The 19,458-nt window shown below is 62.8% G+C and carries 16 protein-coding genes and 1 tRNA gene; 10 read left to right on the top strand and 7 right to left on the bottom strand.

Annotation, left to right across the window (positions count from 1 at the left end):
- The first annotated feature begins 5 nt into the window (after window positions 1–5).
- Genes BVH03_RS21855 through BVH03_RS21845 form a run of 3 tightly spaced genes read left to right on the top strand, consistent with a single transcriptional unit; the run spans window position 6 to window position 3,658 of the window.
- Window positions 6–944, top strand: coding sequence for a hypothetical protein (locus BVH03_RS21855; protein WP_075963157.1), 939 nt, complete (start codon window positions 6–8; stop codon window positions 942–944).
- Window positions 941–1,426, top strand: a complete 486-nt coding sequence (locus BVH03_RS21850; protein WP_075963156.1) for a hypothetical protein — start codon at window positions 941–943, stop codon at window positions 1,424–1,426. The genes BVH03_RS21855 and BVH03_RS21850 overlap by 4 nt, the downstream gene beginning before the upstream one ends.
- Window positions 1,427–1,465: 39 nt before the next feature.
- Window positions 1,466–3,658, top strand: coding sequence for a hypothetical protein (locus BVH03_RS21845; RefSeq protein ID WP_143486037.1), 2,193 nt, complete (start codon window positions 1,466–1,468; stop codon window positions 3,656–3,658).
- A gap of 3 nt (window positions 3,659–3,661) precedes the next feature.
- On the opposite strand, the gene BVH03_RS21840 is transcribed toward BVH03_RS21845, so the two are convergent.
- Complete coding sequence (locus BVH03_RS21840; protein ID WP_075963154.1) at window positions 3,662–3,979, bottom strand: hypothetical protein; 318 nt, start codon at window positions 3,977–3,979, stop codon at window positions 3,662–3,664.
- A 154-nt stretch (window positions 3,980–4,133) separates the two neighbouring features.
- Between BVH03_RS21840 and BVH03_RS21835 the strand changes: the two genes are divergently transcribed.
- The 3 genes from BVH03_RS21835 (at window position 4,134) to BVH03_RS21830 (ending at window position 6,338) form a co-directional block, all read left to right on the top strand.
- A complete protein-coding gene (locus tag BVH03_RS21835) occupies window positions 4,134–5,156 on the top strand; it encodes a hypothetical protein (RefSeq protein ID WP_075963153.1) in 1,023 nt (340 codons plus the stop codon).
- Entirely contained in the window at window positions 5,146–5,355 is a 210-nt protein-coding gene (locus BVH03_RS26150; protein WP_143486036.1) for a hypothetical protein, read from the top strand. Before BVH03_RS21835 ends, BVH03_RS26150 begins: the two co-directional genes overlap by 11 nt.
- 332 nt (window positions 5,356–5,687) lie before the next feature.
- Window positions 5,688–6,338, top strand: a complete 651-nt coding sequence (locus BVH03_RS21830; protein WP_075963152.1) for a phage antirepressor N-terminal domain-containing protein — start codon at window positions 5,688–5,690, stop codon at window positions 6,336–6,338.
- A 155-nt stretch (window positions 6,339–6,493) separates the two neighbouring features.
- Here BVH03_RS21830 and BVH03_RS27015 read toward each other — a convergent pair whose 3' ends face one another.
- Window positions 6,494–7,270, bottom strand: a complete 777-nt coding sequence (locus tag BVH03_RS27015; RefSeq protein WP_143486035.1) for a hypothetical protein — start codon at window positions 7,268–7,270, stop codon at window positions 6,494–6,496.
- Between BVH03_RS27015 and BVH03_RS21825 the strand changes: the two genes are divergently transcribed.
- On the top strand, window positions 7,241–13,819 hold the full coding sequence (locus BVH03_RS21825) for an LPD38 domain-containing protein (protein ID WP_143486034.1): 6,579 nt from the start codon (window positions 7,241–7,243) through the stop codon (window positions 13,817–13,819). The genes BVH03_RS27015 and BVH03_RS21825 overlap by 30 nt on opposite strands.
- On the opposite strand, the gene BVH03_RS21820 is transcribed toward BVH03_RS21825, so the two are convergent.
- The 5 genes from BVH03_RS21820 to mobA form a co-directional block, all read right to left on the bottom strand.
- Window positions 13,816–14,031 (bottom strand): hypothetical protein, encoded by a 216-nt coding sequence (locus BVH03_RS21820; protein WP_075963150.1) that lies wholly within the window; start codon window positions 14,029–14,031, stop codon window positions 13,816–13,818. The genes BVH03_RS21825 and BVH03_RS21820 overlap by 4 nt on opposite strands.
- 64 nt (window positions 14,032–14,095) lie before the next feature.
- Complete coding sequence (locus BVH03_RS21815) at window positions 14,096–15,295, bottom strand: tyrosine-type recombinase/integrase (protein ID WP_075963149.1); 1,200 nt, start codon at window positions 15,293–15,295, stop codon at window positions 14,096–14,098.
- Between the two features lie 199 nt (window positions 15,296–15,494).
- Window positions 15,495–15,571: transfer RNA gene (locus BVH03_RS21810), tRNA-Pro, on the bottom strand.
- A 101-nt stretch (window positions 15,572–15,672) separates the two neighbouring features.
- On the bottom strand, window positions 15,673–15,894 hold the full coding sequence (locus BVH03_RS21805) for a YgdI/YgdR family lipoprotein (protein WP_075963148.1): 222 nt from the start codon (window positions 15,892–15,894) through the stop codon (window positions 15,673–15,675).
- A gap of 107 nt (window positions 15,895–16,001) precedes the next feature.
- On the bottom strand, window positions 16,002–16,574 hold the full coding sequence (mobA, locus tag BVH03_RS21800) for a molybdenum cofactor guanylyltransferase MobA (RefSeq protein WP_075963147.1): 573 nt from the start codon (window positions 16,572–16,574) through the stop codon (window positions 16,002–16,004).
- A gap of 68 nt (window positions 16,575–16,642) precedes the next feature.
- On the opposite strand from mobA, the gene moaB reads away from it, so the two are divergent.
- The 3 genes from moaB to yegS all read left to right on the top strand — a co-directional run bounded on the left by moaB (window position 16,643) and on the right by yegS (window position 19,387).
- Window positions 16,643–17,182, top strand: coding sequence for a molybdenum cofactor biosynthesis protein B (gene moaB, locus BVH03_RS21795; RefSeq protein ID WP_075963146.1), 540 nt, complete (start codon window positions 16,643–16,645; stop codon window positions 17,180–17,182).
- The gene (glp, locus tag BVH03_RS21790; RefSeq protein ID WP_075963145.1) at window positions 17,179–18,390 is read left to right on the top strand and encodes a gephyrin-like molybdotransferase Glp; all 1,212 of its coding nucleotides are present in this window, start codon (window positions 17,179–17,181) and stop codon (window positions 18,388–18,390) included. The genes moaB and glp overlap by 4 nt, the downstream gene beginning before the upstream one ends.
- A 100-nt stretch (window positions 18,391–18,490) precedes the next feature.
- Window positions 18,491–19,387, top strand: coding sequence for a lipid kinase YegS (gene yegS / locus BVH03_RS21785; protein WP_075963144.1), 897 nt, complete (start codon window positions 18,491–18,493; stop codon window positions 19,385–19,387).
- The last annotated feature ends 71 nt before the right edge of the window (window positions 19,388–19,458 follow it).

Genomic DNA, 19,458 nt, shown 5'->3' with positions numbered 1-19,458 from the left:
GGGCTATGTCCAAATTATCGGTCGATTACCTGATCACCACCGCTGCCGGCGACATACAGCTCAATGCTGCGGGGCTCGAAGGAGCAGGTGTATCAAGAGTACGTCTCGCGGTAGGCGGGGAGACGCTGATCTTATCTGTCGACGGTGACGCGGCCCAAGGGCAGATAGATACCCCGTTCGTGGCTGACTCAACGTACGACATTTATCTTGAGGTGGACGGGCCAGGCGGGCTGTACTCCACCGATCTTATCCTGGTAGCTGGGGAGGCCGGAGATTATACGGGGTACATTTCGTTTGCCGGCCTGGGGTCACTCACCCCGAACACCATCGAAATCGCAGAGCAAAGTGCAACTGGTCCCGCTACAGAGTTCGGTCTGATTACAGTGCTTACATTCTTCTCAGACCAAGCATCAATGCCTCGCCACCCCAGCATCACCTATGACCCAATGTTTGATCCTTCGGTCGACCTTAGTTGGCTGTATCACAAAGAGCCGGATGGAACGGAGACGTTGAACTTGATACGAACGCCGAACCCGCCAGGCACTGTGACATTGGGGCCAGACAAGATGGCTTATTACATCGTGGCGGATCAGGAAGAAGACAGTGTAGAGGGATACAACATCGAGGTGCGTTTGATGCGCGCTGAGCCAGCGCCGTATGGCGTTGTACCTGCCCCTGCAGCGGTGTTTCGCAGCTATCAGATCCAGAAGGTGCCGCCTCTATCGTCGGCGAACATCGTGTGGAATAACGATGGGGAGCTGGTTTTCGTCACTACGCACCAAGAATACTACTCTTCCGACGCTGACCGTCTGGTTGTAGTCAAAGAGACAGAGGCCTTGATCAGCCCCTTCTACGGTTTGGAGGGCAGCATATCGAGGTCGCACGTTGGTATTGCGTTGATTGGCGATACCTTGCGCCTGGTGACTATGGGTGAGGAAGTATGAGCAAGGTCTTCATCCTGCAGCCCGCCATCAATCTGGAAACTGCTTCGGCATACTCATTTCAAATATCTGACTTTGACGCGGAAACGTTCACCGACCGTTCAGCGAACTATCCAGCTCAAATGATGGCGGGGTTCAGCGTGGCGCTGGGTGCCGAGAGCATTCAATGGGTAACACTCAGCGGTGTTTCCGGAAGCTCTACCTTGAGGTCTGAAATCGCGGGTTCAGGGTATCCGGTGGGCGACACCTTTAGCATGGTGGCAGACGCCAGCAGCTCAGGCGGCAAGCCCTACACCCTCGGAATTCGCGGAGACCAACCGTACCCCGAGTGGGAACAGAATACGCTTCCTGAAGTGTATGAAAGACTGCGATCAATTTTCGGGACGCGCGAGATGCTCCCTGTAGTAGCCGTCCAGGGCGGTGTGGCCCCTCCGGACCCAACGGCTTTTTGGACTCAGTTCGATAAGGCGGTCGAAGTCATATAGTCAATTCAGCCCTGGCCCCCTGTAGGGTTTGCCCCGCCTTTGATCTGGCAACAGCATGCTGATATTCCACCAGAGGATTCAGCCATGTACGGGCTTCGACCACTACCCCAGCGCCTAAACGAAGGCGGCAAAGTCACCGGGCCAGGTACCGGCACCTCCGATTCGATCAAGACGGAAGTGCCGGCCGGCAGCTACATCATGCCGGCGGACTCGACTGCCGCCATTGGCGAGCAGAATCTCGGCGGCCTGGGCATCAGCCGGGAAATGATCGAGCAGGTCCGCAGTCAGAAGGCGAATGGCCCAGGCCTCGGCATCAACCTGCAGATGCTTCAGGACTATAAGGCGGGCAAGTTCCGCCAGCAGCCTGACGTGCCGGTGGCCCTAAGCAATGGTGAGTACGAGATGCCGCCCGAGCAGGTGCATGCGCTGGGCGCCGCCGTCCTCGATCAGGTGAAGAACGCCACCCACACGCCAGCCGATGGCAGTAGCGAGGAGGGGCCGCGTCAGTTCTTCGCCGATGGCGGGGCGGTGAGTGGTGGCAAGGGCTTCGGGCTGACCAAGCCGCCAAAGCGCGAGGCGCCTGGCCTTGGTCTGCCGTACAAGCACGCAGCCCAGACGAAGCCGAGCGAGCCTGCTGGCAAAGGCTTCGGCCTGCCAGGATTCAACCCCAACTGGCCGAAAGCCGAGAAGCAGGAGGCGCCTCGCCTGGGTCTTGTTGGCCGGTCGCGTGAAATCGCCATCGAACGAGGTTTGATTCCACCTGACCCCCAGCCGCACCAAGCCCTGGCAGATGGCGGCTTGGTAGACGGTTGGAAGCGAGCTGTCGGGCTTACCCCGCCCCTTGAGCCGAAGGCCAGTACTGAAAAACCGTTAGGTTTGAGTGATGCGCCTGCTGGTCTTGGTAAGGCGGCCGTGGGGGCTCTCGGTATGCCAATAGCTGCAGGGCGTGATGCTCTCCGCAACACTGCTGCGAACCTCGTTGGGGGTGATCCTAATACCCTGCCTGGTGGAGCATCGCGCTACCGGGATGAGGCCAATGAAAGCATTAGATCCGGCCTTGGTCAGGCCGGTGGTGTGCTGGCCAATGTGCAGGAAGCAGGACGCGAAGCGTTGGGTGTCAAGCCGCTTGGCAGTGCAGCACCCAATGCTGCTGGGCCAGCTAAAACCGCTACGCCTTCACCTTTGCTTCCTGGGCCTTCGGCTGGTGGCCAGCCTGCAACGACACCCCAGCGAATTCAGGCCCTGACGCGTGAGGCTTTGCCAGCGGCAGCACCAGCGAGCGGCCCCAGCAAATCTGTCGCGCCATCGCCGATTGGCAACGGCTACACCCAGGCTGGCAACGATATCGCCATGCGCAAAGGCGCAGGCGGTGGCCTGGAGTTCAGCAATGACCCGGTCGACCTGAGCGGTGCGCGCACCATGCCCAAGGGTGGCATGGGCGGGGTTGGTGACGGGAAGGGCGGCACCCTGTCGTTTGGGGAGCCTGGCGACGCTGCTCGAGCCATCGAGAGCTTCGACCGTGCAAACGAGATCCGCCGGGAGATGATCGCCGAGAACCGGCGCGGTGAGATCGGTGAAGGTGGCGGCCGGGTAACCATCGTTCGCGACAGCTCCAAGTCGCCAAGCATGGCCGACATTCAGAATGCTCGCCTCGATGCGCGCCAGGCTGCGACCGAGGCTACGCGGCAGCAGGCCCAGCAGGCAGGCGCAGATGGCGTCGTTCGCCGTGAGGCCGAGCAGCAGCGCATGGGCACGGAAGGCCTTAACCAGCAGCGCCTGCAGCAGCAGATCGCGGAGGGCGACCTGGGCATGCAGGATCGCCAGCGCCTCGATCAGCTGCGGCAGCAGATCAACGACACCAGCCTTACCGAGCAGCAGCGCGCCCAGGCGCTCGATGCCTACAACGCGCTATCGGTGAACCCAGACGCCCGACTGAAAGCGCAACAGGAAGCCGGCAGCCAGCAGCAGCGGCTGATCGGCGACCTGTACAAGGCGTTCAGCGGGTTGCAGGAAAAGCCAATGACCGGGCCGGATGGCGGGCGACGCGAGATGTCATTCGAAGAGTGGCTGCAGCCAGCGTTGCAGGCGATACAGAGTGGTGGGCAGGCAGCTCAGCAGCCGCGGCGAGCGACAGTTACGCAAGCTGAGGTTGAGCAAACTGCTCGCGCCCGAGGGATCAGCACTGATGAGGTGATACGCCGCCTGCAAGGTGTTGGCGTGTCGGTTACTTGATTATCAAGGCTTGATGTTGAATTCGTCGAAAAGGTCAGGTTTGCGTGTTGGAGGCTGAGGCTGGTCATACAGCCGATGGCACGCGGAACTGATCAGCTGCACTGCCCTAACAAAGCGGGTGTCTCTGGACTTCTCCAGGGTGCACTCGCTGCCAGAGCGGTAGGAGGCGAACACTCCGCGGCTATCGCCCTGAGGTACCTTGGCCATTCCGCCAGGATAGTCTGCCTCGCACATCACCACCGCCGCGGTGGTGGCAGCCTGGTTCTCTACGCCGGGGAGCTTGTCGAGCAGGCAGGTGGCATAGTTGGCAGCAGAAGCCATTGCTGGGAGCAGTGCCAGCGAAGCTCCTATAACTACCGTTCGCACTAAACATCCCACGGCGTCCATAGCTGGTACTTCCCTTTATTGATGGCTGATGGCTATCCTACCTTCAGGCAAGGATTTCCGACAGCGATCACAGGGATGCATTTAGAGCATGACTATAAATATTGCCGTAGCCACCTACGATGCCATCGTTCTCGGCTGCGACAGCCTCTCGAGTGTTTCAGAGCAGGCCATCTTTCCCTTTCGTCCCGAGGTGGGTTTCGCAAGAGACGCGAACGGTAACGAACTGGTGGATGCCACCGGCAGCAAGGTCGTTTCTGCGGCGAACATGCGTAGCCTTGTAACCAACGTTTGGGGTGGGGCTCGGAAAATGTTTCTGCTTTATGAGGATGACGACACCTCAGTTGCTGCAGTAACAGCTGGGATAGCTACTCTGAGTGGCTCCACAATCGCTGAGCTAGCAGGGCGATTTAGACGCTCTAATGAGATCGCTTCACTAAGTTACAGCCGAACTGCGGATGTGGCGGAGGACTTCAGGCGCTACATGCGGGCAGAGTGGGAGCGGGCGGTTGGGTTCCATGAGATAGAGGATGAGGTAAAGCCATACCTGGACGATCTGCAGTTCATCATAGGCGGCCACGGGCGAGACGATGAGAGAGGCATGGTGTTAAAGGTCTCGATCCGTGATGATGCGCAGTACGATCAGTTCCCCGCTGCTCCGCACAAAGGCACTTGCTGGGGTGGCCAATCGGATTGGGTGGAAAGACTGCTCGTCGGTGTCGACGGACAGCTTGCACACGGTATTGGTAGAATGTTCTCGATGCATCTTGACGCTGAAGTCTCCCGTACAGCCGAGTCTTTGTTGGACGAGCTAGATGCTGCGGGGGGTACCATTCCGGATGATTTCTCTTTCGAGCTGCGGCCCGTTGATTTCGATGCGCCATGGCGTGTGGCGATCGGTGACATTGATTACGGGAACCTTCCCACCCAATACGCGATCGAGTTTGTAGAACTGCTGGTAAATACCCAGTCGGGAATGCAGCGTTTCGCGCGGGGAGTCCCCACTGTCGGGGGGCGCACCAATATTGGTGTTTTGCGTAGAGGGCAGAAGTTTGCCATGCTCAATGAACCAGATCTCGTCCATAAACATTTGGGTTACTCACATGACGCTTGAAGCGCGGATGGAAAGTGGTGCCGGCTGGGGTAATTCGACCGGTGACACTGAAAAGCGTAAGTATCCAAGGACCTACGACGATGCCGAGCGCAGCGGTTCCATTGCTTCCGCTTCTGGCCAGCAGGAAAAAACGGTTTTGGTGTTCAAAAAAAGAATAGTTAAAAGGGTTAATGGTCGCGTCGTCGTGACTGAGATCTGATCATAGGCCAGGTTATTGAAGGCCTGGCACGCTCAAACCCCCTGTAGGGTTAGGCCCCATTCGCGCTGCGCTTGTTGACGGCAACTGGCGGGAGCGATACCTTTAACCGTGCCGCTGCCAACTCAGTGGACGGGCTTGGTAACCCGGAATGATCGTAGGCGCACAGCGCCGTAAGGCGTTTTTTTGTGCCCGCTTTGTGGCGGGCCGTGCGTGGGAGCCCTTCGGGGCTGCCGGGTTCCTACGTCCCCGGTTTACCAACCCGCGTACGGTTCGCCTCCCTCTCGCTTGGTAACGAAGGTGGCGAACTCCAACTAGATCGTAGGAGTTCCATCATGACCAGCACAGCAACATTCGCAACAGTCGACTTCCACGGCCAGGCCCTGACCGTTATTACCGATGGCGACCAACACCTGGTTGCCATGAAGCCCATCAGCGATAACATTGGCCTCTCCTGGAGCGGCCAGTTCGAGCGAATCAAGCGTGATGAAGTTCTGGCGACCTGCGTTCGTGTCATACGAATTCAGCTCCCAGGTGACACCCAGGCCCGAGATAACATCTTCCTTCCCCTCGACATGCTCAACGGCTGGCTCTTCGGCATCGACGTATCCCGCTGTCGCAAGGAAACACAGCCGGCGCTGATCCAGTACAAGCGCGAATGCTATGCCGTGTTGGCAGCTCACTGGCAGAAGCGCGAGCCAGCCCAAAAAGCCGAAGTGCCATCCCTGGTGAATCGCCGCTGGCTGGTCAGCTACGACCACGATGGTCGCGAGCAAGTAATACCGGTACCGTCCGACGCGATGGTAATGAACCGCCAGCAGATGCTGGCGAACGTGGTGGACCCGAACATGCTCGGCATCACCAACGAAGAAATGTACCAACTCGCCATGGGCGCACTGGCCAACCTCAAGCGCAGGCTGGACCATCAGGCCTGGCTGGCCACACCTGATGGGCAGCGCAGCCGCTTCCCTGCCTGCCGCGCCTGAGATAGTGCAGCCAACCCCCTGTAGGGTTCGCCGCTACCGCCGCCACCTCTGAAACTCCCGTTATTGCGGGAGTTTTCTTTTTGGAGGGTGGTATGGCGGATCTATTCGACGAGTTCAGTCTGGGCGGGCAAGCGAGCAGCCGCAGAACGCCTGATCTACTGGACGAATTCGAAATTGGAGACGAAGGCCAAAAGCCGAAACAGAACACCTCCCTGCTCGGCGACCTTGGTACCGACCTGAAACGTGGTGTGCAGCAGATCCCTGGCGTGGCTACTGGCCTGGCGGATGTCGTCGCCGGCGCCGTGACCGGCCAGCGCTTCGTCGACGAGGCTGCTGACAGCCTGGGCGAGGCCACGGGCTTCCAGCCAAGCAAGTGGTCGGAGCAGGCGCGTGATGAGTACAGCCCTGCGCGCCAAGCTGGTACCGCCGAGATCGACCAGGCCTGGGAGGACGGCAGCGCCACGGATGTGGCGGGTGCCTATGCGAGCAACCCTGGGAACATCGCCGGCCTGGTCACCGAGTCCCTGCCGCAGATGCTGGTGGGCGGTGCTGTTGGCCGGGTGGGCCTCAGCGCTGCGCGCGGCGCCGGCATGGTGGCTGCGCCTGCAACGGCGGCCCAGGCTGCGCGCCAAGCTGTAACGGCTGGTGCTGCTGGTGAGGGTGCGGTGATCGCCGGCGGCACGATGGATCAGATCGACCGTGAGGTCGACCCTCGGCGAGCCGCGGCAGCAGCTGCCGGCGCTGGTGTGATCGGCGGTGCACTCAGTGGCTTCGGTGGACGGCTGGCGCAAAAGGCTGGACTGATCGACGTGGAGACGGCGCTTGCTGGCGGCGTGGGTGCGGTACCAGGGCAGGCGCCAGGGCTTGCGAAGCGGGTAGCCGGTGGCGCGCTGACCGAAGGCGTGCTCGAGGAGCTGCCGCAGTCGATCCAAGAGCAGATGCTGCAGAACTGGGCCGAGCAGAAGCCGTTGATGCAGGGCGTTGCCCGGGCAGGCGTGGAAGGTGCTCTCGCTGGCTCTGCGATTGGCGGGGCGGTGAACGTTGCCCGGCGCCGATCCGAAGAAATGGGCATTGACCCTGCTGCTGGGCCTTTGTCGTCGGCCGCGGCCACGGCAGTGGATAGCACGAGCACGCCGGTGCGCGATGCGACACGCTCCGGGCTGCTGGACGGTGCGCCCGAGCCGCAGGCCAGTGGCGGGTATCAGCCGCTCAGCCAGCAGCAGGCGCTGGCGCAGGAGATGTTCCCGACCGACGTGGATGCTGACGGCTCGATGCGTTACTTCCGCTACGACCGGGACCTGCAAACGATGGTGGAGGTGCCGGAGAAGGATGCGCTGGCGGCCGCCAAGCAGCAGCTGGACACCTGGGCAGCGGAGGGCTTCGATCCGCAGGATGGGCGAGCGCTCGACGAGCTGGTGCCCCAGGTGGACGAAGACACCGGCCCCGGTGAGGGCACCGGCATGGCCGCCGATGACCTCTCTCCCTATGAACGCAACCAACTCCGTGCGCTTGGTGTAACTGATGAACAGCTTGGCCGCATGACCACGGCTGAGGCACGCAGCATGCCGCTGCCGGAGGTTACCCAAGATTCCGGGCCGCTCCCGGTCGAGGACGTTAGCGAGCGCCCGCCACTGCCGACCGTAGAAATGGACACGGGCCCGCAGCAAACCGAGCAGGTGCAGGGAGTGCCCGTTGCTGGCGACCCCGAATACGACATTCGTGTGCAGAAGAATGGCCAGCCATTCCGCGGCGAGCGCGATGTGCGGCTGCAGCGGCTATTTAATCAGCTGAGCCGGGCCGGCGAGCGGCCGGTGGTGGTGCAGCACGAAGGCGGATGGGCCGTCGCTGTGCCACGGGCACCAGTGGAGCCGAAAGCCCCGCTGGCGCTGCCGGCGCCGAGCACGATGGTGGTCGATAGCGAGGGCACGGCCGAGCGGGGGCCGGCGGCTCCGTATGTGAACCCTGCCAACCAGGTGCGTCCGCTTGGCGGCCCAGGCATGGAGCGGCAGGCGCCTGTGCGCCAGGTCGACCAGCGTGCGCAGGAGGCGGCCACATCGCCGAGCAACAGTTTGCCCGAGCCCAGTGAAGCGCAAATCGAGGCAGGCAACTACCGCAAGGGGCATGTGCGTGTGGGCGGCTTGGACATCACCATCGAGAACCCGCGTGGTTCCGTGCGGCGCGGCAAGCGTCCGGACGGCAGTGAGTGGGCGCACGAGATGAGCGACCACTATGGCTACATTCGCCGTACTGAGGGCGCCGATGGTGAGCAGGTCGATGTGTATGTCGGCCCGCGGGATGATGCCGCTCAGGTGTTCGTGGTCGATCAGGTGAACCAGGGCGACGGCTCTTTCGATGAACACAAGGTGATGATCGGCTATCCGGATCGCGAAAGCGCGATCGCTGCCTACCGCTCGAACTTCGATGAAGGCTGGAAGGTTGGGCCGGTAACGCAGATGGCGCCCGATGCTTTCCGTGACTGGCTGCGCAATGGGGACTTGAAACGGCCATTGCAGCAGGATGACAGAGCCGCAGGCGACACACCTCCTGCAGCTGAGGGGGGCGACGGACAGCGGGCACTTAGCGGAAGGCTGGAAGGTGCAGTGGAGCCGGATACTTCAAACGAAGTGCCGCGTAGGCTGAATGAGCCAGCTCGGCAGTCTAAACCGACTAGAGCCGGTACCACTGCAACAGAAAATCTACGCGCGGATCCTCAAAAGGTCAATTCGACTGCGCCAGACGTGGCACCTAAGCAGGCTGCAGATCTGCCGGAAATACTCACGCTGCCGCGAAAGCGCTACATCGATCGTCAGGCCAAGGCTGCAGGCCTCAAGAAGGGTTCGCCGGGCTACGACCAGGCCATCCAACGGCTGCAGAGCCAGTACGAAGCCGATGTCGATCGCGCCTCTGCCGGGATCACGATCGAGCAGTTCAACGCCCTGAACAGCGACAGCCCGGAAAGCTTGAACCGCCAGGCATGGGAGGCGCTGCGTAAGGAGTTCGGGCAGGCGTACTCGCGCAACAGCTACCGCACGGCGCCGGAGAAACCCAAGGGCGCCCGCGCGGGCCAGCTTCGTATGGCAATCGCGCAGATCACCCGGGACTGGAAGAACGCGCCGGCCGTCACGGTGGTGCAGTCCATCAAGGATCTGCCGACCCGCCAGCGGCAGCGCGTCGAGCGTGACGGTGCTTTTGACGTCGAAGGCATCTTCGCCGATGGCAAGGTCTACCTGGTGGCGGACAACCTGACCGGCGCGCGACACGCTGCGTTCGTACTGCAGCACGAGGTACTTGGCCACGCAGGGCTGCAGGGCGCCTACGGTAACCGGCTGACCCCGCTGCTGATGAGCATCTACAGCAGCAATGCGCAGGTGAAGGCTCAGGCAGACGCGCTGGTGCAGCGCCTGGGTTACACCAAAGCCGTGGCCACCGAAGAAGTGCTGGCCGACATGGCGGGCGCCGGCACCATAGCCCGTCAGCCGTTCTGGCAACGCCTGGTCACGGCCATGCGCAACACCTTCAGGTCGCTCGGCCTGGGGATGAACTGGACGGAAGGCGATATCCAGGGGCTGCTTGCCAATGCCCGGGCCTATATCGAGAACGGCCGGCAACAGCGAGGCGCCCGCGCGGCTTTCTCCCGCAATGGTCAATCAGGCCGCGGGCCGGAGTTGGTGGACATCCAGGGCCGCCTGCTGGCGCCCAATGGGAAGCCCTCACTGTTGAACCAGCGGCAGTGGCACCAGGTGCGCAGCGATAACTTCAAGCGCTGGTTCGGCGATTGGAAAGCTGCGTCTGCGATGGAGCGTCTGGCGGGCATGGTGCCGGTGCGGGTGCGGATCCCTGAGGACTGGCGCGGGCTGAGCATCGGCCAGCTGCGGATGAAGGCCAAGCAGGCGATGCAGGACATCGCGCGCAGCAAAGAGCCGCTGGTCAACGACACGCTCGGCGAGGTGGAGGTCAGCAATAACACTGGTGTGCGGAAATTCATCAGTGGCGGGGCGGACCCGGCCAAATTGCACCTGGCGGCAGACCTGCGGGAGACTTTCCGCAAGGCGATTTACACCTCGTCCGAGGCGCCGTCTGATCGTGCAGCGGAGCCGAACGTCCAGGCTTACGAGAAGCTGATCGCTCGCGCGGAGATTGATGGCCAGGATCTGGCGGTGGTGTTCACGGTGCAGCGCACCCGTGACGGGCGACAGTTCTACAACGCGACGACCCTGGAATTCGGGCAAAAAGAAACCCCGGCAGTGTCTCCGAGGGATACCCCCATTGCTGGGGAACGCGCCACATCGGCCTATACCGGGGTTCCGTCCTCGGTGGATTCCACCGGGGTGCAGGCATTCTCACGCCGGGAGCTCGAACGCGTCAACCCGGACACGGTGTCCAAGGTGACAGACGGTAACGGCGAGCCGCTGGTTGTGTATCACGGTACTACCGGGGACTTCGACGCCTTCGCTCGGGAGACGATCGGCAGCAACATCGTGCTCCCGCTCGATGCGCCCCGCGGCTTCTATTTCGCGAAGGACCAGGCCACTGCCGACCGTTACGCCGCCGGCGAGGGCGCCAACGTGATGCCGGTATTCGTGGCCATCAAGAACCCCGCGCCGAGCTTCGCGGACTTCAACGCTGACACAAGCTACGACGGCTTCATCAATAGCAAGATGGTGGTGGCCCGCAACCCGGAGCAGGTGAAGAGCGCCACGGCCAACGTTGGCACCTTTGACCCGGCCGACTCGGACATCCGTTACTCGCGTGCGAGCCAGCGGGACACCGAGGCACTTCGCAAGCTCGGCCTGGCCAAGGTCGACGCCCAAAGCCTGCTGGACCAGGTGCGCAACATGACCCTCGGCGGCCTGCAGACCAAGATGCGCGAGTGGTCTGTGCGGTCGGAAGAGGGTGTGTTCGACGGCCTGGCTGGCATCCGCCGGGCCGAGGAGGCGGTAGGGGTGACGGACGTGAACCAGCAGGGGTACGTCTCGGCCCGGATGGCCAGCGGCATCGCTGACGTGATGCACGGCGTGCTGCACTACGCCGCGCCGGAGTGGCGCGACGGCGTTGTGTCCGGCAAGGCCAACACTCGCGGCGTGCTGGAGATCCTGGGTGACCTGGGACCGGACAACCTGACCCCATGGCTCGCCTGGCTGGGCGGCAAGCGTGCGCAGCTGCTGAAGGCGCAGGGCAGGGAGAACAACCTGACCGATGCCGAGATCAGCGAGCTGGTGGCCATGGGTAAGGGCAACGAGGCGCTATTCGAGAAGGTTTATCGCGAATACGCCCAGGTGAACGAGGCAGTGCTGGACCTGGCGCAGGAGGCGGGGCTTATCGATCAGGACGCCCGGGCGAAGTGGCTGACCGATTACTACGTGCCGTTCTACCGCCAGGACGAGAGCGAGGGCATCTTCAGCGCGCCGCGCAGTAAGCGCGGCCTGTCGCACCAGACGGCAGCCATCAAGGCGCTAAAGGGCGGCGACCTGCCGACCAATGACCTGCTGGCCAACATGCTGGCAGGCTGGACGAAGCGCATTGATGCGTCGATGAAGAACAAGGCGCTGCTCGAGGTGGTGGGCAACCTGCAGGGCAGCGAGTTCCTGACCGACGAAAGCCCGCGCTGGCAGCAGGTGTTGATTTCGCGCGACCAGATCGCTCAGCAGATCCGCAAGGACCGCAAAGCCCTGGCCCTGGCCGCCGACCTGCTCGACCTGCCGGCCGGCAGCAACCCGATCAAGGTGGTGAACCAGCTGATGAAGCCTGAAAACGAAGGCTTCGAGAAGGTGTGGACGCGCGTGGCACCCACCGACCCGGACATCATCCGGGTGCAGCGCGACGGCAAGGCCGAGTACTACCGTGTCAACGACGAGAGCCTGCTGCGCGGCCTGAAGTTCATGGAAGGCAGCATCTTCAACGACCCGATCACGAAGATCGGCCGAGCGTTCAAGCGAATCCTCACCACCGGCGTGACGGCATCGCCGGACTTCATCCTGCGCAACTTCATCCGTGACGCGGCGCATGCCTGGGTGATCAACAAGGACGGCTTCACCCTGGGCAAGGACTCGATCAAAGGCATGCGTGATGCCCTGCGCGAGGATGCCGACTACCGCGACCTGATGTTCGCCGGCGGCAGCTTCCAGGGCGGCTATGTGCATGGCGCCGACCCTGAGGCCTCGGCGCAGATCATCCGCCGGGCGCTGGAGAAGAAAGGCTTCACTCGCCGCCAGCAGGAAGCCTACTTGGGCAGCCTGGTGAACACACCCGCGAAGGCCGCAGCCATGCTGGGCAAGGGCTGGCAGCACTACCGCGAGCTGGGCGACAAGGTGGAGAACGCCAACCGGCTTAGCACCTACAAGGCCGCGATCGCCGCGGGCAAATCGCGCCGCCAGGCCTCCTACGAGGCCAAGGACTTGATGGACTACAGCCTGCGCGGCAACTTCGCCGCGGCGCAGTGGTTCACCGACGTGGTGCCGTTCCTCAACGCGCGGCTGCAGGGCCTGTACAAGCTCGGCCGTGCGGTGAAGGGCGACAAGACCTTGCTGGCCAAAGAGGTGGCCATGAAGGGTGGCTATATCGCGCTGTTCTCGCTGCTGCTGGCCGGTATCAATGACGATGACGAGCGTTACAAGGCCCTGATGGACTGGGACAAGGACATGCACTGGCACATCTTCCTGGGCGATGAGCACTTCCGCATTCCCAAGCCGTTCGAGCTGGGGCTGGTGTTCGGTACCGTGCCCGAGCGAATCCTTCACGCGATGACCGGCACCCAGGACGGCGGCGACCTGGCCAAGGCGGTATCGCATGGGGTGTTCGATACCCTGGCCTTCAACCCGGTACCGCAGTTCTATCAGCCCATCCGTGAGCTGCAGGCCAACCGCAACTTCTTCCGCGATTCGCCGATCGAGGACATGAGCGACGAGGGCAAGCTGCCCGAAGCACGCTACGACGAACGCACCAGCACCATTGGGCGGCTGGTTGGCCAGGTGACCGGACCAATTGCCGGCGTATCGCCCAAGCAGGTCGACCACCTGATCGCCGCCTACACAGGTACGCTGGGGCAATATGTCCTTGACGCATCAAGCCTGGTGACAAGCTGGTTCGATGATGCCGAGCGACCAGCGAGCCGCAGCGGTGACATCCCCATCCTGAAGGTGATCTATCAAGGAAATTCGCCGCGCTCGACCAAATACCAGTCCGAGTTCTACGACATGATGCGAGAAGCCGATCAGCTGAACCGCACCATCAAGTCATATCGGGAGGAGGGGCGCCTTGATGCTGCCGAGCAGCTGATGTCGCAGAACCGCGAGAAGCTGCGCCACCGGCCGGCGCTGGGACTGGCGCGCAAGCAGCTCGGCAACATCCGCAACCAGATGGATGCTGTGTACCGGGACACCGCGATGACGCCAGAGCAGAAGCGGCAGCGGCTGGATGCGCTGCAGGTGAGGGCAAACGGAGTGGCTGAGCGGATCGTCAACCTGGCAGGGGGTGACTTCTAGAACGCGCTGATCAGCGCAGCGATGCCGACTATGACACCGCAGAGCAGCGCGAATCCCCAGAAGGTGGATTCTGCTGCAGCGCGTGTGGCGCGATCGGTGCCCTTGTAGAGAAGGTAGCCGAAGGCGATGAGGATGCCGCCGATAATAGGGTTAGCCAGCAGGGCAACCATGCCTAGCACGAGAAGTATGCCGCCGATCCAGACCTGAAGCATGGGGAGTCTCCCGGAAATGTCAGGTCAGTTTCGAGCATCGCAGCTGTGATGGGGAAGGGCCTTTTCAGGCCCTCTTTGGGAGGCTGACCACGTTGCCGCGCTCGAGGGCGTCGAGGTGGTCGGCATACCACTGCATCATGGTGCGCCGCTGCTCCAGGTATTTCGCCTTGTTGTACACGCCGGCGACGCCTGCCTTGGCGTGGGAGAGCTGCGCCTCGATGTGGTTCTCGTCGAAGCCGTGCTCGTTCAGGATGGTGCTCGCGATGTGGCGGAAGCCATGCCCGGTCTGCTCGCCTTTATAGCCCATGCGGCGCAGAGCCATGTTGAAGACCATATTGCTGAGCGGCTTGGTGCGGTCGTTGCGGCCGGGGAACAGCCTGTCGTAGGCGCCAGAGTAGATCTTCAGTTCCTTCAGCAGGTTGAGTGACTGGGTGGACAGCGGGACGATGTGCTCGCGGCGCTTCTTCATGCGCTCGGCGGGAATCTCCCAGATGCCTTTCTCCAGATCGAACTCTTCCCACTTGGCTTCGCGCACTTCGCTCGGGCGCAGGCCATTGATGATCAGCAGCCGCAGGCCGATGCGAACCATCCGGTTCGAGTAGCTGGTGACCGCCTGCAGCAGCTTCGGCAGTTCGGCCTGGTCGACGTGGGCATAGTTCTCCGATTTCTGCTTCTGCAGGAACTTCTCTAGCCCGTCGACGGGATTGTTCACCGCGCGGCCGGTGACCCTGGCCAGGTCGTAGATCTCCTTGCAGTACCGGCGCACGTTGGCCATCTGCTCGAGGATCCCTTGCTTTTCCATGCGGCGGAACAGTTCCATCCATTCCATCGGGGTAATGTCGATGTAGGAGCGCTTGCCCATCTTCGGGAAGACGTGCAACTCCAAGGCGCCCATGACCCGCTTGGCGTAGCTCTTACCCCAGCCGGACACCCGGGCGGCATACCATTCACGTGCCAGGGGCTCGAAGGTGTTCTCGGCCTTGGCCTTTTCCTGCGCCTCTTCGGCCTTACGCTGAGTGGCTGGGTCGATGCCCTGGGCGAGCAGTGCGCGCGCTTCCTGCGCTTTTGCCCTGGCCTGTGCACCCGACACACTCGGGTACGGGCCGAGGCCCAGCCATGACCGGGCCTTTGTGCCGGGCTTAGTATATCGAAGCTCCCACAGTTTCTGGCCCGTAGGCTTCACTCGAAAGTACAGGCCCTGGCCGTCGTGTTCGCGGTACACAGCGGCTTCAGGTTCGAGGGTAGAAAGGGTGGTATCGGCCATGGGCCGACGCTTGATATCAGCGCGTTTCATCGATATTTGGTATGCCGGGTTCGATTGGGAAGCCAGCATACCAATCGGCATACCAATTGGGGAGAGATGAGGCGAGACAAAGAGAGACATGCTGAAACGACAAAACCGGCCACAGGGGCCGGTTTTGTTGGGGTTTCGAGACATGGTGAACCATGCTGAAACTTGAAGGTGGTCGGAGAGACAGGATTCGAACCTGCGACCTTCTCGTCCCGAACGAGACGCGCTACCAAGCTGCGCTACACTCCGAATTCGCCAAATTCTACTCAAAAACTTTTGCAACACAAGGGGTTAGCAAAAATTTTTAATCGGGGCGCTGCATCGGCATACGCCCCCGACCCGTAGAGCGCTTACAGCTCCTTGACGGTACGAACTTGGTCCTTGTTGACCTTGGTGCGCTTGCCATCCAGCTGTTCGAACTCGTAGAAGCCGGTGTCGCTGTCGAAATCAGGGCGATCTACAGTCTGGATTTCACGGCCATCATTGAGGGTGATCACCGATGGCGTGGAGCAACCGGCCAGGGTAACCAGGCCGAGGGCGAGTAGAAACGCAGCGGTCGTCCGTTGCTTCATGACGTGTCTCCTTAAGTCGAGGCAGATTGATTACCTTGGCTCAGACGAGTAGGCCGAGTCCAAGTTCCGCCTTATTTATCCACCTGCAGCCCCATGCCGCAAGCTTTTCAGCCGAGCAGATCGGGGGAATTGAGGTTGCTCAGGCGCGGATCGTCGGTCTCGCAATGCAGTACGGCGGGATCATGCGCGCGCAGCCAGCGCTGGGTGCTGCGCTCGCCCGCGTGCCAGGCTTCTTCCAATGAAGGCAGCAGGCAGCGCGGGATCACCGCGAACAGCGGCTCCCAGTAGCCGGCGCGCTGTGCCATTACCGGGCGCCCGTCCGCCAGGGCCAGCAGGCCCTCGATCAGCGCGCGATCGATCTTGGGGGCGTCGCACGGCAGTACCAGCAGCAGTGGGTGGCGGGCGACCTGCAAGGCCGCCCGGATGCCGGCAAGGGGCCCCGGATAATCGGCGCTGTCGTCGCCGACCAGGCGGTCGGCGTAGGCAGCATAAGCCTGCTGGTTGCGATTGCAGGAGATGATCAGGTCATCGGTAAGCGGGCGAACCACCTCGTGTAGCCATGCGATCATCGGTCGCGCCTGCCAGTGCACCAGGCCCTTGTCCAGGCCGCCCATGCGCTGGCCCCGGCCGCCTGCGAGCAGAACCACCGAGAAGGGCTGGGGCGTTGCGATGGCGGGCATGGCGGGGTCTCCGGAGGTGGCGCTGTGGTATAACACCGGCCTTTGTTCACGACAACTGGAAGCCTGCCATGAGCCACAAGGCCGATGCGCCATTCGTGCCCCTGAATATCGCCGTGCTGACGGTCAGCGACACCCGCACGCTGGAAACCGATACCTCCGGGCAATTTTTCGTCGACCGCCTCAAAGCGGCGGGCCACAGCCTTGCCGAGCGCGTGCTGCTCAAGGATGACCTGTACAAGATCCGTGCCCAGGTCGCCACCTGGATCGCCGAGGACGTGGTGCAGGTGGTGCTGATCACCGGCGGCACCGGCTTCACCGGTCGTGACAGCACGCCGGAAGCGGTGGCCTGCCTGCTGGACAAGCAGGTCGATGGCTTCGGCGAGCTGTTCCGGCAGATTTCCACTGCCGACATCGGCACCTCGACCATCCAGTCCCGGGCGCTGGCTGGTTTGGCCAACGGCACCCTGGTGTGCTGCCTGCCAGGCTCGACCAACGCCTGCCGCACCGGCTGGGACGGCATCCTGGCCGAACAGTTGGATGCGCGCCATCGACCCTGCAATTTCGTGCCACACCTCAAACTCGCCGCGCCGTGCGAGAGCCGCGGATGAGCGAGGCGCATTCCCCGCTGATGCCGGTGGAGCAGGCCCTGGCTCGGCTGCTGGACCTGGCCGAGGCGACGCCGATCGCCGAGCACGCGCTGGTCGACCTGGCCGAGGCCGATGGTCGCGTACTGGCCGAGCCCATGGTCGCCGGTCTGGATCTGCCACCCTGGCCGAACAGCGCCATGGACGGCTACGCATTGCGCTTGGCCGACTGGCAGGGCGAGCCGCTGTCGGTCAGCCAGCGCATCCTCGCCGGTATGGCGCCCGATGCGCTGCAGCCTGGCACCTGTGCGCGCATCTTTACCGGCGCGCCGGTTCCGCAGGGCGCCGATACAGTGGAAATGCAGGAGAACGTCAGCGTCGGTGACGACGGCCGCGTGCATTTCAATCAGGCCCTGAAAGTCGCGCAGAACATCCGCCCCCAGGGCCAGGAAAACCGCAAGGGCGAAACACTGCTGGCTGCCGGCACGCGGTTGGGGCCCATCGAGCTGGGGCTGGCCGCGTCCATCGGCCTGGCGCAACTGCCGGTACGGCGCCGGCCACGGGTGGCGGTGCTGTCCACCGGTGACGAACTGATCGAGCCCGGCAATGCGCTGGGCGCCGGGCAGATCTACAACAGCAACCGTTATCTGCTGGTCGCTTGGCTGAAGCGTATGGGGTGCGAGGTCGTCGATGGCGGCATTCTGCCGGATGATCTGGCCCGCACGCGTCAGGCGCTAGGTGAACTCGATGACGTCGACCTGATCCTGTCCACTGGCGGGGTGTCGGTCGGCGAGGCGGATTTTCTCGGCATCGCCCTGCGCGAAGCTGGCGAACTGGCCCTATGGAAACTGGCGATCAAACCCGGCAAACCGCTGACCGTCGGCGAGTTTCGCGGCCGCCCGGTGATCGGCCTGCCCGGTAACCCAGCCTCGACCCTGGTGACTTTCGGCCTGCTGGCGCGCCCGTATCTGCTGCGTCGCCTCGGCGTGCAGAAGGTCGAGCCTCTGGGCTTCAGCGTACCGGCCGGCTTCACCTGGCCCAAACCGGGCAAGCGCCGCGAGTTCCTGCGCGCCCGTCTGGAAAACGGCCGCGTGGTGCCGTACTTGAACCAGAGCTCGGGCGTGTTGCGCAGCGCCGCCTGGGCCGAGGGGCTGGCGCAGGTACCGGAGGGCAGCACCCTTGCCGAAGGCGATGCCGTGCGCTTCATCCCGATGAGCGAATTGCTCGGTTGACCCCGGCAAGCGGAGTGAGCGTGCGGTGGGCGTGATTATTTGCCCCGCACGCTGTCTGCATTAGGCAGCACAGTGTTCAATTCCCGTTTTCGGAGCCGTTATGCAAGAGCGTAAAGCGCTGTTGATCCTTCATGGTAAGCAGTCCCTCAACGAAGAGGTGCGCACGGCGGTCAGCAGCCAGCGCGACAAAGGCTGGAACCTTGCCGTGCGGCTGACCTGGGAGGCTGGCGATGCCCAGCGACTGGTCGCCGAGGCCTTGCAGGCAGGTTATCCGACCGTCATCGCCGGTGGCGGTGACGGCACGCTGCGGGATGTCGCCGAGGCCATGGCCAAAGCCCAAACCGACGCCAGCCTGGTGTTGTTGCCGCTGGGTACCGCCAACGATTTCGCCCATGCCGCGGGCATCCCGCTAACGCCAGGCGAGGCCCTGGCCCTGCTCGACACGCCTGCCCAGCCGATCGACCTGGGCGAGGTCGACGGCGAGCTGTTCCTCAACATGGCCACCGGTGGCTTCGGTTCCAACATCACGGCCAATACGTCCGAGGATCTCAAGCGCTTCCTGGGCGGTGCGGCTTACATGCTCACCGGCCTGTCTCGCTTTGCCGAAGTGCGTTCGGCCTTTGGTCGCTTCAAGGGCCCGGATTTCGCCTGGGAGGGCGAGTTTCTCGCCCTTGGTATCGGCAATGGCCGCCAGGCCGGTGGCGGGCATGTGCTGTGCCCCCATGCTCGGGTGAATGACGGCTTGCTGGACGTGTGCATCGTGCCAGCCGCTTCCGATGTGGTCGGTACCCTGGGCACACTGCTGTCTGGCGGCCTGAAAGGCATCGAAGGCGTCTCGATCAGCGCGCGCCTGCCGTGGCTGGAAATCGATGCACCGGAGGGCCTGGATCTGAATCTCGATGGCGAGCCCCGTGGCGGGCATCGTCTACGCTTTGCAGCGAGGCCCCAGGCGTTGCGCCTGCATTTGCCGGCGGGATCGCCCCTGCTGCACGACTGACCGGCGGGTACTGGTGCGGCGCCGCGCGCTGGTGCAAGATGGCGTTGCGCCATGCCGCCTACAGTAATTGC

Origin of the sequence: Pseudomonas sp. PA15(2017), from assembly GCF_001945395.1 — a bacterium.
Lineage (GTDB): Bacteria > Pseudomonadota > Gammaproteobacteria > Pseudomonadales > Pseudomonadaceae > Aquipseudomonas.
The sequence above is the reverse complement of the archived record's forward strand: the minus strand, read 5'-3'. Positions and strand labels throughout refer to the sequence as shown.

Excerpts from the sequence above, each read along its gene's own strand:
- BVH03_RS21855 (WP_075963157.1), top strand. The coding sequence starts at position 6 with ATGTCCAAATTATCGGTCGATTACCTGATCACCACCGCTGCCGGCGAC.
- BVH03_RS21850 (WP_075963156.1), top strand. The coding sequence starts at position 941 with ATGAGCAAGGTCTTCATCCTGCAGCCCGCCATCAATCTGGAAACTGCT.
- BVH03_RS21840 (WP_075963154.1), bottom strand. The coding sequence starts at position 3,979 with ATGGCTTCTGCTGCCAACTATGCCACCTGCCTGCTCGACAAGCTCCCC.
- BVH03_RS21835 (WP_075963153.1), top strand. The coding sequence starts at position 4,134 with ATGACTATAAATATTGCCGTAGCCACCTACGATGCCATCGTTCTCGGC.
- BVH03_RS26150 (WP_143486036.1), top strand. The coding sequence starts at position 5,146 with ATGACGCTTGAAGCGCGGATGGAAAGTGGTGCCGGCTGGGGTAATTCG.
- BVH03_RS21830 (WP_075963152.1), top strand. The coding sequence starts at position 5,688 with ATGACCAGCACAGCAACATTCGCAACAGTCGACTTCCACGGCCAGGCC.
- BVH03_RS21820 (WP_075963150.1), bottom strand. The coding sequence starts at position 14,031 with ATGCTTCAGGTCTGGATCGGCGGCATACTTCTCGTGCTAGGCATGGTT.
- BVH03_RS21815 (WP_075963149.1), bottom strand. The coding sequence starts at position 15,295 with ATGGCCGATACCACCCTTTCTACCCTCGAACCTGAAGCCGCTGTGTAC.
- BVH03_RS21805 (WP_075963148.1), bottom strand. The coding sequence starts at position 15,894 with ATGAAGCAACGGACGACCGCTGCGTTTCTACTCGCCCTCGGCCTGGTT.
- mobA (WP_075963147.1), bottom strand. The coding sequence starts at position 16,574 with ATGCCCGCCATCGCAACGCCCCAGCCCTTCTCGGTGGTTCTGCTCGCA.
- moaB (WP_075963146.1), top strand. The coding sequence starts at position 16,643 with ATGAGCCACAAGGCCGATGCGCCATTCGTGCCCCTGAATATCGCCGTG.
- glp (WP_075963145.1), top strand. The coding sequence starts at position 17,179 with ATGAGCGAGGCGCATTCCCCGCTGATGCCGGTGGAGCAGGCCCTGGCT.
- yegS (WP_075963144.1), top strand. The coding sequence starts at position 18,491 with ATGCAAGAGCGTAAAGCGCTGTTGATCCTTCATGGTAAGCAGTCCCTC.